Origin of the sequence: Streptomyces sp. NPDC101191, from assembly GCF_044767915.1 — a bacterium.
Lineage (GTDB): Bacteria > Actinomycetota > Actinomycetes > Streptomycetales > Streptomycetaceae > Streptomyces.
In genome coordinates, this window is the sequence record NZ_JBIWOU010000014.1 from 119,952 (window position 1) to 134,788 (window position 14,837).

At 68.3% G+C, this 14,837-nt stretch carries 11 protein-coding genes, 2 tRNA genes and 2 pseudogenes; 9 read left to right on the top strand and 6 right to left on the bottom strand.

Annotated elements, in window-relative coordinates; genetic code table 11:
• Positions 1-82 precede the first annotated feature (82 nt).
• A complete protein-coding gene (locus ACIRQF_RS36175; RefSeq protein WP_382482222.1) occupies positions 83-1,930 on the top strand; it encodes an MFS transporter in 1,848 nt (615 codons plus the stop codon).
• Positions 1,931-2,246: 316 nt separating this feature from the next.
• Entirely contained in the window at positions 2,247-2,702 is a 456-nt protein-coding gene (locus tag ACIRQF_RS36180) for a hypothetical protein (protein WP_404098988.1), read from the top strand.
• A gap of 89 nt (positions 2,703-2,791) precedes the next feature.
• Here ACIRQF_RS36180 and ACIRQF_RS36185 read toward each other — a convergent pair.
• Positions 2,792-2,891 (bottom strand) — tRNA-OTHER (locus ACIRQF_RS36185).
• 115 nt (positions 2,892-3,006) lie between these two features.
• Between ACIRQF_RS36185 and ACIRQF_RS36190 the strand changes: the two genes are divergently transcribed.
• From ACIRQF_RS36190 to ACIRQF_RS36220, 7 genes and pseudogenes are all read left to right on the top strand, one after another.
• Positions 3,007-3,540 carry an SMI1/KNR4 family protein gene (locus ACIRQF_RS36190; protein WP_404098991.1) on the top strand — a complete coding sequence of 178 codons (534 nt, stop codon included), beginning with the start codon at positions 3,007-3,009 and terminating at the stop codon, positions 3,538-3,540.
• A gap of 223 nt (positions 3,541-3,763) precedes the next feature.
• Positions 3,764-4,144 carry a hypothetical protein gene (locus ACIRQF_RS36195; RefSeq protein ID WP_404098994.1) on the top strand — a complete coding sequence of 127 codons (381 nt, stop codon included), beginning with the start codon at positions 3,764-3,766 and terminating at the stop codon, positions 4,142-4,144.
• Between the two features lie 44 nt (positions 4,145-4,188).
• Positions 4,189-4,509, top strand: a pseudogene (locus ACIRQF_RS36200) (winged helix-turn-helix domain-containing protein); the annotation flags it as partial.
• The gene (locus ACIRQF_RS36205; protein ID WP_404098997.1) at positions 4,506-5,087 is read left to right on the top strand and encodes a transposase; all 582 of its coding nucleotides are present in this window, start codon (positions 4,506-4,508) and stop codon (positions 5,085-5,087) included. The pseudogene ACIRQF_RS36200 and the gene ACIRQF_RS36205, both read left to right, overlap by 4 nt.
• A gap of 278 nt (positions 5,088-5,365) precedes the next feature.
• Complete coding sequence (locus ACIRQF_RS36210) at positions 5,366-5,557, top strand: hypothetical protein (RefSeq protein ID WP_376636880.1); 192 nt, start codon at positions 5,366-5,368, stop codon at positions 5,555-5,557.
• A gap of 139 nt (positions 5,558-5,696) precedes the next feature.
• Positions 5,697-6,369: pseudogene (locus ACIRQF_RS36215) on the top strand (tyrosine-type recombinase/integrase); the annotation flags it as partial.
• Positions 6,370-6,531: 162 nt separating this feature from the next.
• A complete protein-coding gene (locus ACIRQF_RS36220; protein WP_404099000.1) occupies positions 6,532-7,080 on the top strand; it encodes an SMI1/KNR4 family protein in 549 nt (182 codons plus the stop codon).
• A 716-nt stretch (positions 7,081-7,796) separates the two neighbouring features.
• Here the strand turns inward: ACIRQF_RS36220 and ACIRQF_RS36225 are convergent.
• The 5 genes from ACIRQF_RS36225 to ACIRQF_RS36245 form a co-directional block, all read right to left on the bottom strand.
• A tRNA-Arg gene (locus tag ACIRQF_RS36225) sits at positions 7,797-7,869 on the bottom strand.
• A 106-nt stretch (positions 7,870-7,975) separates the two neighbouring features.
• Positions 7,976-9,376: an adenosylhomocysteinase gene (ahcY, locus tag ACIRQF_RS36230; RefSeq protein ID WP_404099003.1), complete on the bottom strand. Its 1,401-nt coding sequence runs from the start codon at positions 9,374-9,376 to the stop codon at positions 7,976-7,978.
• Positions 9,363-10,280, bottom strand: coding sequence for a methylenetetrahydrofolate reductase [NAD(P)H] (gene metF / locus ACIRQF_RS36235; RefSeq protein WP_382482239.1), 918 nt, complete (start codon positions 10,278-10,280; stop codon positions 9,363-9,365). The genes ahcY and metF overlap by 14 nt, the downstream gene beginning before the upstream one ends.
• Positions 10,277-13,750: a methionine synthase gene (metH, locus tag ACIRQF_RS36240; protein ID WP_404099007.1), complete on the bottom strand. Its 3,474-nt coding sequence runs from the start codon at positions 13,748-13,750 to the stop codon at positions 10,277-10,279. Before metH ends, metF begins: the two co-directional genes overlap by 4 nt.
• A complete protein-coding gene (locus ACIRQF_RS36245) occupies positions 13,747-14,784 on the bottom strand; it encodes a carbohydrate kinase family protein (protein WP_404099010.1) in 1,038 nt (345 codons plus the stop codon). The genes metH and ACIRQF_RS36245 overlap by 4 nt, the downstream gene beginning before the upstream one ends.
• Between the last annotated feature and the right edge of the window lie 53 nt (positions 14,785-14,837).

A 14,837-nucleotide genomic window follows, 5' to 3' on the forward strand; every position in this document is an offset into this window, starting at 1 on the left:
GGCCTCGCCCGGGCGCCCGTGCTGTTAGCGTTCTTCGGGGACGAGAGAAGGGCAGTAGAGGCAGCACGGGAAAGGGCCGCAGTTGACCACCGCCGAGCCGACACGCGCTGCCGAGGCTGCACCCATGAACTCCTCATCGCCTTCTTCTTCGCCTTCGCGAATAGAACTCCCGGCCCCACGGCCGCCGGCGGAGCCGCCCGCCGCGCCCCGCCCCTGGCGGAGCCGCAGGCGCTATCCGGTGCTGGTGGCGACGGCCGCGGCGGCGTTCACGCACATCCTCTGGTTCTTCTTCTTCGCCAACAGCGGCGGCGATCTCGCGGCCCAGGACGCGTGGGCGGAGTTCGTGGGCCGGCACCCGGACTCGGCGTACAACCTGGCCTGGTACGGCGGGATGCACCCGGTCTCGTACAGCGTGGTGTCCCCGTACCTGATGTCCCTGCTCGGGGTCCGTACGACGATGATGGTCGCCGGGACCCTGTCGGCGGCCCTGACGGCGCTGATCCTGGTCCGGGTGCGGGCGGTGCGCAATCCGATGGCGTGCGCGCTCGCGGGCGTCTTCGCCTTCCTCTGCAACGCGCTGTCGGGCCGGGTCACCTTCGGCCTCGGCATGATGTTCGCGCTCGGCTCGGTCGCGGCGGTCTTCTGCTGGCCGCACCGCTGGCGCTTCAAACGCTGGGCCAAGGCCGGGGTCGCCGCGCCGCTGGCCGGCCTCGCGACGGCGTGCAGTCCCGTGGCGGGACTCTTCCTGGGCGTGGTCGCGGCGGCGCTCTTCCTCAACAAGCGCCGCCCCGGCGCGTACGCCGTGGGCCTGGCGCCGGTGGCGGTGGTGGCGCTGTCGGCGTGGCTGTTCCCCTTCTCCGGGACGCAGCCGATGAGCCTGATGTCGACGAGCCTGCCGTTCCTGTTCGGCGTCCTCGTCCTCGTGCTGGTCCCGAAGGACTGGGCCACGGTGCGCACGGCGGCGGCCGTCTACTCGGCGGGCACGCTGCTCACCTGGCTGGTCGACTCGCAGATCGGCTCGAACGTCAGCCGCCTCGTGATGCTCTTCGCCGGCGTGGTCCTCCTCGCCGCCCTGCCGTACGCGCGCCCGCGGACCCGCCGCTGGTACGCCATCGTCCTGGCCTTCGCGTCCCTGAACCTCTGGATCGGCTTCAAGGGCGTCGACGACGTCATCCGTACGGCCCCGGACGCGTCCTGGGCGCGCGAGGTCGCCCCGCTGATCAACCAGCTCCAGGTGCGCGGCGCGGAGAAGGCGCGGGTCGAGGTCGTGCCGGCCTCCAGCCACCGCGAGTCCTCGGCCCTCGCCCCGTACATCAACCTGGCCCGCGGCTGGAACCGCCAGGCCGACATCGAGCGCAACCCGCTCTTCTACGACGACACGCTCAACGCCACGAACTACCAGGACTGGCTCGACCGCTGGGCCGTCCACTACGTCGTCCTCCCGACCGGCGCCCCCGACTCGGGCGCCCAGCGCGAGGCGGAGCTGGTCGACGACGGCCTGCACTACCTGAAGCAGGTCTGGTCGGACGCGAACTGGCGCCTGTACGAGGTCACCGATCCGACCCCGCTCGCCGACGCGCCGGCCGAGGTGCAGCGCGCGGAGGCCAACGAGGTCGTCCTGCGCCTCGACCGCCCGGCCCGCATCAAGATCCGTGTTCCTTACTCTCCGTGGCTCGCCCTGCTGGACGAGAACGGCGGCAAGATCGAGCCCCCGCAGGAGACGGAGGCCTCGAAGAAGGCCCGCGAGGCCTCGGAGACCGAGCTGCCGAAGGTCTTCGCGAACAAGGAGGGCTGCCTCCTGAAGGTGGAGCCGGACGCGGAGGGCGACGAATGGACCGAACTCCTCGCCCCCAAGGCCGGCACCTACCGCCTTGCGGCCCCGTACAAGCTCTTCCCCCGGGGAACCGCCTGCCCGGACGAACTGCGCTGACATTCCGGTCGCCCGAATTCGTTGTCCCGTCCACCGTGCACCACCTTCATCGTTGAAATCGATGCGCGGAACGGAGCGCACGGCAGGACGTCCTGACTTGCGATCAGGATCCAGGAGTGCTGGTCTGGAGTAGGTGGGGGTTAAACGGCACTCACCCGCCTGAATACGTGGCGCTAGCAGGGCGAGGGGGCCGACGAGTCTCGGGCCGGACGGCACAGCGAGGCATTCGTCGAAATCACCCGGGGATTACTTCCGATGCCGTCAGACGCGACCCGATTCCGTGCCGGCACCTGCCACCTGCCACCGGAGGTTCGCGATGTCCTACGCCTCTTCTGTCGGCCGCCCCCTACGCCAGATCATGGCGCTGCTCGTGACGGCCGCCCTGACGCTCTCCCTCTCGGCCGTAATCACGGTCACCTCGGCGAAAGAAGCAGCCGCCTCGTGCTCCGCCGACCGGTTCAACGGAAAGTGGCGCTCGTCCGACTCAAGGCTGAAGCGCATCGACATTTGGCAGGGAGAAGACTGCCACCTTTACGCAAAGGCCTGGTCCGTATGCAAGCACGACAAGTCGCGCATCTGCAGCTGGGGAGCCAGAAGAATGGGAGACAGCCCCGATCGGAACTTCCAGTTCTTCTACTACAACTGGAGCAATGCCAATGAGGTGCTGCACCTGAGAATGCTGGACAGCTCGCACATCTCGGTGTGGGACCGCACCGACTTCAACGACGGCACGAAGCAGACCATCTCGGTGACGATGTACAAGAGCGGCTGAGCATGCGGTGAGCTCTGCTCTCCCTTGCTTTCCGGGCCGCTACTGGACGGGGCCCCTCCGCCACGACGGCGGAGGGGCCCGTTCCCTTGTGCCCCCCGCAGGATTCGAACCTGCGACACCGGCTTTCAGGAGTTCGGTCGGGCGGCCATTGCCGGGGGCAGCCCGCTGCTTGTGGCCGCTGAGAGGGGCCGCGTACTACCGCTGTTGTTCACCATCGTTGATGTCAGCGATGGATGTCAGATGCCGCGGGCAGTCGTGTGTCGAGCGGTGCTGCCGGGACTGGAGTGATCGCTACTCTGTGCGCATGATCCCGCAGGAAGATCGCCAGTTCCCCGCCGCTCTCGCCGCTGCCATGGCGGTCCGGCTCGCATGTATCGGCGAGGATGGTGTGGACTTCGAACCCTATGTGTCCTTCCTAAGCGCCGACGAGACGACGGACTGGTTCCGTGCGTGGACAGGTAACGGCGACCTGGACGGCGATGCCTTCCGAGTCTTCGGCCAGGACGGCACCGGTGGGTACGCGGCGTTCTGGCTGGTCCGCCCGGGACGGGAGTTGGTGGAGCAGCCCATCGTCTTTCTGGGCTCCGAAGGAGAGACTGGAGTCGTTGCCGGCGACCTCGGTGCGTTCCTGTGGCTGCTGGCCGACGGCCTCGGCCCCTGGGAGGCCGCCACATCGTACGAGCCCGAGCCCGATTGGGCTCCTCAGGTCAACGAAGACCTGGCGGCCATCGCGCAGCAGTACGCCCCGGGCTGCCAAGCCTCGGCACCGGCGATCATCGCGGACGCCGCACGGGAGTTCCCCGACTTTGACGACACCATGATGGGGCTGTGCCGCTAAGGCTGGGCACGTGATCCGGTAGAGCATGGGAGACCGCTCCGCCCAGCGTGCAGGCCGTCCCTGCAATTTAGGACCTGTCCGGGCGATCACGGGTGCCGTTCGGGCGGGTTCCAGGCTCGGAGATTGCCGGGAACCGGCATGATCGCAGTCCACTACCCCTGCTTAACATCTGTGGGTGCACTGAGAGCGAGTGCGGAAGCTGGATTCCACACCCTAGGGGGCCATGTTGATTCCCGATTTGTCCACCACGGGATGGTGGGCATTTGCCATCGTCTCTGCCCTCGCCCTGTGGATTGCCGTGGCCTCCATGACTACCACACGGCGACACAAGCTGGCTTCAGTGGCCGTCCCCACCGTCCTTCTGGTGGGCGGATATGCCCAATCGGCTGCCCGGGGCTATGAAAGCAAGGAAGCCGCTTTCGTGATCACTCTGATTGCGCTGACTCTGGTGATCATGCGGATCATATTTGCAGGGTGGCTGACTCGGCAGAAGAAGCGGCAAGAAGCCGAAGAGCCGGTGGACGACCATGTAGGGAGGCAGACGGCCGTCTTCGTCGGCACGTTCGTGGTGGTTCTGGTCGGAGTCGGATTCCTCATCGGATGATTACGGCTTGTCCGCGTCTCCCGGACTCGGACGTCACGGTTCCAATCGCGCAAGCACAGATCGCGAGGCTGGAACGGGAACTGGAGCGTGGGCCGCTGGTCCACGGCTGGGCCGACCAGCGGTGGACCCTGGCCCGGATCAAGACGCTGATCGGCCGGCTGTTCCACGTGAGCTACACCGTGGAGGGCACGTGGCTGCTGCTGAAGCGGCACGGCCGGTCCTGGCAGAAGCCAGCTCGGCGGGCGATCGAGCGTGACGATGCGGCGGTCGAGGTCTGTAAGAAGGAGACCTGGCCGCAGGTAAGAGCACCGCGGCGGCATGTGACGGCTGGATCCTCTTCGAGGACGAAGCCGGGCAGTCGATGACGCCGCCGCGAGCGAGAAGCTGGGGACGCAAGGGCTCAACGCCAGTGGTCCGGGTCCGTGGCCGGGGCTCGGGCCGGGTGTCCATAGCCGGGTTGGCCTGCTACAAGCCGGGGGAGCGGTCCCGGACGTTCTACTCGGTCCGCGAGTACCGGGGCCGCAAGGGCGAGCCGAAGGGCATCGGCTGGCGCGACCTGTGCGACCTGCTGGTCAGAGCGCACATCCAGCTCGGCGGCCCGATCGTGCTGGTCTGGGACAACCTGCGCATGCACCTGGTCGAGGCGATGCGCCGATTCATCGCCGACCACGCGGACTGGCTCACCGTCTTCCAACTTCCGCGTTACGCACCGGACTTGAACCCGCAAGAGGGCCTCTGGTCACTGGTCAAACGCGACATCGGCAACCTCGCCGCAGCCGACCTCGGCCAGATCACTCGCGCCGTCAAGCGCAGGCTCAAGCAGATCCAGTACCGTCCGGACCTGGTCGACGGCTGTCTGACCAGCACCGGCCTGATCACGGACGACTGGCCGACATCACGCATTCAAGCTGAGGCAGTAGCTTCGAGCGTTTCTAGACAGTGACTAAAATTCGCTCTTGAATGACAGTGTGACGGTCAGTAAATTCAGCTGTCCGCCAGACTGCTGTCCGGCGCCGTAGGTCGATATGCAGGGAGACAGGGATGCGCAGCAGGTTTCGAACCTGCCGCTGACTCGTGAAACGCGGGCCAGCGGGGTTCTTCATTAGCTTGGTTGCCTTGACAAGGCACCGTCCGAGGGAGACGTATGCCCTCAGTCGGACACCAGGTGACCCCGCTCGCGTATCCGAGGAGTGCACCTTGCTGGACCGTTTGATCGACCTCTTGTCTCAGACCCGGACCCTCCGCGCCCTGCTGGACTTCTGCACCACCGTGGTCCGTTTGCTGCCCGCGTTGGTCGTGATCGTGGCGCTCATCCCCTCGTTCGTCGTCTTCGCGTTCATCTCCGCCGGGGCACGCAGGTCGGTTCTCGACATCGTGGACCGCCTCACGAACTGGACCCTCGCCCGCTACTGAACTCGATTGAGTGATGTCGGTGCCGTTCGCCTGACAGCTGGCCGGCGGCACCGACCTGACCCATACGACCAGCTGATCGAGGGGGCTGGTCTGGGGCATGTCACGCGAGCCGAGCGGGATGTTCTGACTCGCTGGCAGAAAACTGGTCACGCGCAACGTGGCCTCCCTCGTCGAGCCGCCCCGGACGAAGGCGCGGGAGCTGAGTCCGTGGTCCCTGGACGAGACGCTCACCTTCTTCGGCGTCGCCCGGCGGGATCTGCTGTACGCGGCCTTCGTCCTCGCCATCGCCATGGGGCTGCGGCGGGGAGAGCTGGTCGGGCTGCTGGGCGGACGTCGACCTCGACAAACGGGTTATCTACGTCCGCCAGCAGACCCAGCGCCGACGCGGCGTCCTGTACGACGACGACCCCAAGGGGCGCCGCCGGCGGGGTCGTACCGTTGCCCGCCTTGTGCGTTGCGCCCCTCCGGTGGCACCGGATGAAGCGGAACGATCAGCGGGCCAAGGCGGGGGAGAAGGGGCAGGAGGGCGGCTGCGTCTTCACCACGGGTACCGGCCGCCCCGTCGAGCCGCGCACCGTGTCGCCGCATCCGCAGGCCTCCGCATGATCCGGCTCCACGACGCCCGGCACGGTACGGCAACGCTACTCACCGTCGCCGGGGCTGCACCCCGGGTAGTGATGGAGGTCCTCGGGCACAGCCAGATCAGCATCACGATGGACGTGTCACCGCACGTGGTCCAGGACACGCAGCGCGAGGCGATCAGCCATATGGACCGGCTTCTTAAGCGGAATCGGCCCGATCGCCACCGTTGACGTGGCGCTTCATGCCAAGCCCCTCAACCACCCTCGGTTGGGGGTCTTCGCGTCACCCCTGGCGCCTTTTCCCTGATCAGGGCGTTGTGCGGCTGGCGGCACCTGCAAGGGGACCCGACAGGACGGCGCTTTCTGTCGTAGGTGCCTGACAGGATCCCGAACGTGAAAGCCATCGAAGATCTCGTTCCCCGCGTAGCGGCGAAGGCCAAGGCCACTTCTACGGCCTTGCCTCCCGTTGCCACTGCCGAGGAGGTTGCCGAGACGGAGGCAATTCTCGGCTTCGCCCTCCCGCCCCTGCTGGCGAGCCTGTATCGGGAGGTGGCCAACGGTGGCTACGGCCCCGATTACCAGCTTCTTCCGCTGATTGGGCCAGGACGTACGGCACTGAGCGAGTACCAATCCGAACGATCCGCCTCGGCCGAGGGAGAAACACCGTACTGGCCAGCTGGAGTGCTGCCGATCCTCGACTGGGGCTGCGCCATGTACGCCGCGGTGGACTGCCTCAGCGAGACCGGCATGGTCCTCCTCTTCGACCCGAACGCCATGGCGGACGAAGGAGCCGCCGCCTGGTTCGTCGACGCCGGGAGTCTGGCCGAGTGGCTCGAAATCTGGCTCGCTGGAACAGGGTGGTACCGGGAAGACGCCGATGATGACGAAGACGTGGTGGAGCCGAGGCCGTGGGAAACAGCCGCCTCGCGGATCGCGGAGTGAACCGACCGCAAGATGACCGCTGAGCAGTTCCGCAAGCGACAGCGGCCTGGGGGCCGTCCCGACTGCGGCTGCGTGCGCTGGATGCTGTCCGGCCCGCCCCCATCTTCAGCGCGGGGTCGAGTCAGTGGAATCAGACGACGAGACGCACGTTCTCCGAGCCGTGGACTTCGCTGAGGATGCGCATGACGCTCCAGACGCGGCCCCAGTCGGAGTCGGTCCCTGCGGCAGACGACTTCGTGTGCCGGAGGCGTTCGTCTCCTGCCAGTCCGTGGCGGACAGCTCGGCCCAGGTCACCCATGTCGTCCCGTACACGGAGTCGGGGCCGCCGTAGCCGACGAACTCACGACGCAACCCTTCCGACGCGTCATCCGGGAAGCCACGGTCCTCAGCAAGCGGACGGAAGCCGAAGGAGTTGCGGATGCCGAAGAGACACGCGAGGCCGTCGTAAGCGTTGCCTCTGTTCAGCACGAAGAGGTCGATGCCCGCTTCCCAGACTGTGTCCTCATCTTGCGGCCCCACAGCCGGGGCCCCGGTCTGCACTCGATCATTCCGCTGACATCGGTCGACATGGCGTGATCCTGCCTGCCAGGCCCGGCAGCCGGCACCTGCATTTCGTTCCGCGCGCTCGCGGCTGTCCTCGGCCGACCGCTGCCGTTGATGTCAGCTGGGGATGTCAAAGGGCACCTACCAAGATCGGTAGGTGCCCTTTTGGCTTGTGCCCCCGGCAGGATTCGAACCTGCGACACCCGCTTTAGGAGAGCGGTGCTCTATCCCCTGAGCTACGAAGGCAAGGCGTGCGGTCAGTGTAGCGGGTGGGCCGGGGCCGGGGTGGGGAGCAGGCTCCCGGAACGCCGAAAGCGCCCCACCCGGGCGGGTGGGGCGCTGGCGTGCCGCGTCAGTAGCGGTAGTGGTCGGGCTTGTAGGGGCCGTCGACGGGGACGCCGATGTATTCGGCCTGCTCCGGGCGGAGGGTCGTCAGCTTGACGCCGAGGGCGTCGAGGTGGAGGCGGGCGACCTTCTCGTCGAGGTGCTTGGGCAGCACGTAGACGTCGGTCGGGTACTGCTCCGGCTTGGTGAAGAGCTCGATCTGGGCCAGGGTCTGGTCGGCGAAGGAGTTCGACATCACGAAGGACGGGTGACCGGTGGCGTTGCCCAGGTTCAGCAGACGGCCCTCGGACAGGACGATGAGGACCTTGCCGTCCGGGAAGGTCCAGGTGTGGACCTGCGGCTTGACCTCGTCCTTGACGATGCCCGGGATCTTGGCCAGGCCGGCCATGTCGATCTCGTTGTCGAAGTGGCCGATGTTGCCCACGATCGCCTGGTGCTTCATCTTGGCCATGTCGGCGGCCATGATGATGTCCTTGTTGCCGGTCGTGGTGATGAAGATGTCGGCGGTCTCCACGACGTCGTCGAGGGTGGCGACCTGGTAGCCGTCCATGGCTGCCTGGAGGGCGCAGATGGGGTCGATCTCGGTGACGATGACGCGGGCGCCCTGGCCGCGGAGGGACTCGGCGCAGCCCTTGCCGACGTCGCCGTAGCCGAAGACGACGGCGGTCTTGCCACCGATGAGGACGTCGGTGGCGCGGTTGATGCCGTCGATCAGGGAGTGGCGGCAGCCGTACTTGTTGTCGAACTTCGACTTCGTCACGGCGTCGTTCACGTTGATCGCCGGGAAGAGGAGCTCGCCTTCGCGGTGCATCTCGTAGAGGCGGTGGACGCCGGTGGTGGTTTCCTCGGTGACGCCGCGGATGGTGCCGGCGATGGTGGTCCAGTCGAGGGGACTGCTTTCCAGCAGGGTGCGGACGACGGCGAGTTCTTCGTTGGTGGCTTCGGGCAGGGCGCCGGTCTTGCGGTAGGCGACGCCCTTGTGGACGAGGAGGGTGGCGTCGCCGCCGTCGTCGAGGATCATGTTGGGGCCGTCGGCGTCGGGCCAGGTGAGGGCCTGTTCGGTGCACCACCAGTACTCTTCGAGGGTTTCGCCCTTCCAGGCGAAGACGGGGATGCCGGCGGCGGCAATGGCGGCGGCGGCGTGGTCCTGGGTGGAGTAGATGTTGCAGGACACCCAGCGGACCTGGGCGCCGAGGGCGACGAGGGTTTCGATGAGGACGGCGGTCTGCACGGTCATGTGGAGGGAGCCGGTGATACGGGCGCCGGCCAGGGGCTGCGCCTCGGCGTATTCGCGGCGGATGGCCATGAGGCCGGGCATCTCGTGCTCGGCGAGGGTGATCTCCTTGCGGCCGAACTCCGCGAGGGTGATGTCGGCGACCTTGAAATCGGTGAACTCAGACACGTGCAAAGCTCCTAGTGCTGGGGGTGCCGGGCGCGGCGTGGGTGGACGCGATGTTCTGGTGGATCTCAAGCGTCGCGAGGGACTTGTTGAGCGTGATGTAGTGCAGGCCGGGCGCACCCTCGGCGAGGAGTCGCTCGGCCATGCGCGTGGCGTGGTCGACGCCGATGCGGTGGCCTTCGGCCGGGTTGTCGCGGGCCGCCTCCAGGCGGTGGGCGAGGTCCTCGGGGAAGCTCGCACCACTGAGTTCGGCGAAGCGGCTGATCTGGCGCACGTCCGTGGCGGGCATGATCTCCGGGATGATCGGGGTGTCGCAGCCGGCCACGTCCACCCGGTCGCGCAGTCGCAGGTAGTCCTCCGGGTCGAAGAACATCTGGGTGATCGCGTAGTCCGCGCCCGCCTTGCACTTCGCGACGAAGTGCCGGACGTCGGTCTCCCAGTCGCGCGAGCGCGGGTGCTGCTCCGGAAATGCCGCGACACCGATGCCGAAGTCGCCCAGCTCCCTGACCAGGGAGACCAGTTCATGGGCGTGCGTGAAACCCTCCGGGTGGGCGATCCAGGGCGCGTTCGGGTCGCCCGGCGGGTCGCCCCGCAGGGCGAGGACGTCCCGCACGCCCGCGTCCGCGTACTGGCCGATGATGTGGCGCAGTTCGGCGACCGAGTGCCCGACGGCGGTGAGGTGGGCGACGGGCCGCAGGGTCGTCTCCGTCGCGATGCGCTTGGTCACCTCCACCGTGCGGTCCCGCGAGGAGCCGCCCGCTCCGTAGGTCACGGAGACGAAGGTCGGCGACAGCTGCTCGATCCGGCGGATCGCGTTCCACAGGGTGTGGGTGCCCGCCTCGGTCTTCGGGGGGAAGAACTCGAAGGAGAAGGAACGGGTTCCGCTCGCGAGAACCTCGCGCACTGTGGTCATCGGCGTCCTCCGGCGTTGAAGTAGGTCGCTTCCGGGTGGTGGACGACGAAGGCGTCCGTGGACTGTTCGGGGTGGAGCTGGTACTCCTCGGAGAGGTGGACGCCGATGCGTCCGGGTTCGAGGAGTGCGGCGATCTTGGCGCGGTCCTCCAGGTCGGGGCAGGCGGGGTAGCCGAGGGAGTAGCGGCAGCCCTGGTACTCGGTGCGGAGCATGCCCTCGATCCCGGCCGGTTCCGAGGCGCCGGCGATGCCCCACTCCGCCCGTACGCGTGCGTGCCAGTACTCGGCGAGCGCTTCGGCCAACTGCACGGAGAGACCGTGCAGTTCGAGGTAGTCGCGGTAGGCGTCGGCGGCGAACAGCTTCGCCGTCTCCTCACCGATCCTCGAACCGACCGTGACCATCTGAAGAGCCAGGACATCCGTCTCCCCGGACTCCTCGGAGCGGAAGTAGTCGGCCAGGCAGAGGCGGCGGCCCCGCTGCTGGCGCGGGAAGGAGAAGCGGGTCCGCTCGGCCCCGTGCTCGTCCAGGACGATCAGGTCGTCGCCCTTGGAGACACAGGGGAAGTAGCCGTGGACGACGGCTGCTTCGAGGAGCTGGTCGGTCTGCAGCCGGTCGAGCCAGGCGCGCAGCCGCGGCCGGCCCTCGGTCTCGATCGTCCCGCTGTCCTTCAGCCCCCACTGGCCCTTGAACAGCGCCGTCTCGTCGAGCCAGCTCGCGTACTCCTTGAGCGCGATGCCCTTGACGACCCGGGTGCCGAGGAAGGGCGCCTCGGGCACACGATTGTCGGTGGCGACGTCGGAGCGCCCGGCCGGTTCCGGCTCGCGTACGTCCAGGAGCGGGGTGTCCCGCTTCGGGACCCGGCGCTGCTTGAGCTCGGGCAGGGTCGCGCCGGGGACGCCTCGCTTCACGGCCATCAGCGCGTCCATCAGACGCAGGCCCTCGAACGCGTCGCGGGCGTAGCGGACCTCACCGTCGTAGATCTCGTGCAGGTCCTGCTCGACATACGCCCGGGTCAGAGCCGCGCCACCGAGGATCACCGGGAACCTGCCGGCCAGCCCCCGGCCGTTCAGCTCCTCCAGGTTCTCCTTCATGATCACGGTCGACTTCACCAGCAGACCGGACATGCCGATCACGTCGGCCGCGTGCTCCTCGGCGGCCTCCAGGATCGCGGAGACGGGCTGCTTGATGCCCAGGTTGACCACGTTGTAGCCGTTGTTGGAGAGGATGATGTCGACGAGGTTCTTGCCGATGTCGTGGACGTCACCGCGGACCGTGGCCAGGACGATGGTGCCCTTGCCCTCGGCGTCCGACTTCTCCATGTGGGGCTCCAGATGGGCCACCGCGGTCTTCATGACCTCGGCGGACTGGAGCACGAACGGCAGCTGCATCTGACCGGAGCCGAACAGCTCACCGACCGTCTTCATGCCGTCCAGCAGCGTGTTGTTGACGATGTCGAGAGCCGGGGTCGTGGTCAGGGCCTCGTCGAGGTCCGCCTCCAGACCGTTCTTCTCACCGTCGATGATCCGCCGCTTCAGACGCTCCTCCAGCGGCAGCGCCGCGAGCTCCTGCGCCTTGCCGGCCTTCAGCGACTTCGCCGTCGCACCCTCGAACAGCGCCATCAGCTTCTGCAGCGGGTCATAAGCCGGCTCGTCCCCCTGCTGAGGGCGTCGCCGGTCGTAGATGAGGTCGAGCGCCGTCTGCACCTGCTCCTCGTCGAAGCGCGCGATCGGCAGGATCTTCGACGCGTGCACGATCGCCGAGTCCAGCCCCGCCTTCACGCACTCGTCCAGGAACACCGAGTTCAGCAGGATCCGGGCGGCCGGATTGAGACCGAAGGAGATGTTCGACAGGCCCAGCGTCGTCTGCACCAGCGGATGCCGCCGCTTCAGCTCACGGATCGCCTCGATCGTCGCGATCCCGTCCCTGCGCGACTCCTCCTGCCCCGTGCAGATCGTGAACGTGAGGGTGTCGATGAGGATGTCGGACTCGAGGATGCCCCAGTTGCCGGTCAGGTCGGCGATCAGACGCTCGGCGATGGCGACCTTGTTCTCGACCGTGCGGGCCTGGCCCTCCTCGTCGATCGTCAGCGCGATCAGCGCCGCACCGTGCTCCTGTGCCAGACGGGTGACCTTCGCGAACCGCGACTCCGGGCCGTCGCCGTCCTCGTAGTTGACCGAGTTGATGACCGCCCGGCCACCCAGCTTCTCCAGACCGGCCCGGATGACCTCCACCTCGGTGGAGTCCAGCACGATCGGCAGCGTCGACGCGGTCGCGAAACGACCCGCCAGCTCCTCCATGTCCGCGACACCGTCACGGCCCACGTAGTCCACGCACAGGTCCAGCATGTGCGCGCCCTCACGGATCTGGTCGCGCGCCATCTCCACACAGTCGTCCCACCGGGCCTCCAGCATCGCCTCGCGGAACTTCTTCGACCCGTTCGCGTTCGTCCGCTCACCGATCGCCAGGTACGACGCGTCCTGACGGAACGGCACATGGCTGTACAGGGACGCCGCGCCCGGCTCCGGTCGCGGCTCGCGCGGTGGGGGGACGATGCCGCGGACGCGTTCCACGATCCGGCCCAGGTGCTCCGGTGTCGTGCCGCAGCAGCCGCCCACCAGGCTCAGGCCGTACTCGGCCACGAACGTCTCGTGCGCGTCCGCCAACTCCGCGGCCGACAACGGGTAGTGGGCGCCGTCCGACGTCAGGACCGGCAGGCCGGCGTTCGGCATGCAGGACAGCGGGATGCGCGAGTGGCGGGCGAGGTAGCGCAGGTGCTCGCTCATCTCGGCCGGCCCGGTGGCGCAGTTGAGGCCGATCATGTCGATGCCCAGCGGCTCCAGCGCCGTCAGCGCGGCGCCGATCTCCGAGCCCAGCAGCATGGTGCCCGTCGTCTCGACGGTGACGGAACAGATCAGCGGGACGTCGACGCCGAGGGTGTCGAGGGCGCGGCGGGCGCCGATGATCGACGCCTTGGTCTGCAGCAGGTCCTGGGTGGTCTCGACGAGCAGGGCGTCGGCGCCGCCGGCGAGCAGGCCCTCGGCGTTCTGCTGGTAGGCGTCACGCAGCGCCGTGTACGGGGCGTGGCCGAGGGTCGGCAGCTTCGTGCCGGGACCCATCGAGCCGAGGACCCAGCGCTGCTGCCCGGTGCTCGCCGTGAACTCGTCGGCGACCTCGCGGGCGATCCGCGCACCGGCCTCGGACAGCTCGTGGACCCGCTCGGGGATGTCGTACTCGCCGAGCGCGGCCAGGTTGGCACCGAAGGTGTTCGTCTCCACGCAGTCCACGCCGACCGCGAAGTAGGCCTGGTGGACGGAGCGGACGATGTCGGGCCGGGTGACGTTCAGGATCTCGTTGCAGCCCTCCAGCTGCTGGAAGTCGTCCAGGGAGGGGTCCTGCGCCTGCAGCATCGTGCCCATGGCGCCGTCGGCGACGACGACTCGGGTGGCGAGTGCTTCACGGAGGTCTGTCATGAGGTGCCGTCCAAGCCGTTCGGGGCGTCAAGGGTGTGCGTCGCGTCCGGGGCGAGAAGGGCGTCCAGCGCGGGGCCGAGCTCCGCGGCCGCGGCCGGGCCGTAGGCGCGCTCCGCCGTCGCCGCGAGCTGCTGCCGGTCGAGGCGGTACGCCTGCGAGCCGACCGTCGCCAGGGCCGCCGAGGCCACCACGCAGCCCAGGCGGGCGGCGGCGGACAGGGGTAGCCGGTGGCTGAGGGCCGCGAGGAAGCCGGCCCGGAAGGCGTCTCCCACCCCGGTGGGGTCGGTGACCGGTGCGTCGGGGACGGCGCCGACGACGAGCGGGTCGTGGCCCGCGCGGTCGATGCGGACGCCGTCGCCGCCCAGGGTGGTGACCCAGGCGCCGACCCCGGCGAGGACGTCGTCGCGGTCGCGGCCGGTGCGTTCGAGGAGCAGCGCGGCCTCGTACTCGTTGGTGAAGAGCCAGCGTGCGCCGTCCACCAGCTCGCACACCTGTGGGCCGTCGAGGCGGGCGAGCTGCTGGGAGGGGTCGGCGGCGAAGGCCAGACCGAGGTCCCGGCAGTCGCGGGTGTGCCGGAGCATCGCCTCGGGGTCGTTCGGGCCGACGAGGACCAGGTCGGGGCGCGGGCGTCCGTAGAGGGAGTGCGCCAGGTCGATGTCCCGGGCCTCCTGCATCGCGCCGGCGTAGAAGGCGGCGATCTGGTTGGCGTCCTCGTCGGTGATGCACATGAAGCGGGCGGTGCCGCGCTCGGCGGAGACGTGGACGGCGCCGGTGTCGACGCCGTGCTCCTTGAGCCACACCTCGTACTCGGCGAAGTCGGCGCCCACGGCCCCGACGAGGAGGGGGTCGAGGCCGAGGCGGCCGAGGCCGAAGGCGATGTTGGCGGCGACGCCGCCCCGGCGCACTTCGAGGGCGTCGACCAGGAAGGAGAGGGAGACGTGGGCGAGTTGGTCGGGGATGAGCTGGTCCGAGAACCGCCCGGGGAAGACCATCAGATGGTCCGTGGCAATGGATCCTGTCACCGCGATACGCACGTGAACTCCTGCACTCCTGTCGGTGGCCGGCGCCGGCCGGGCGGCCGGCCGGT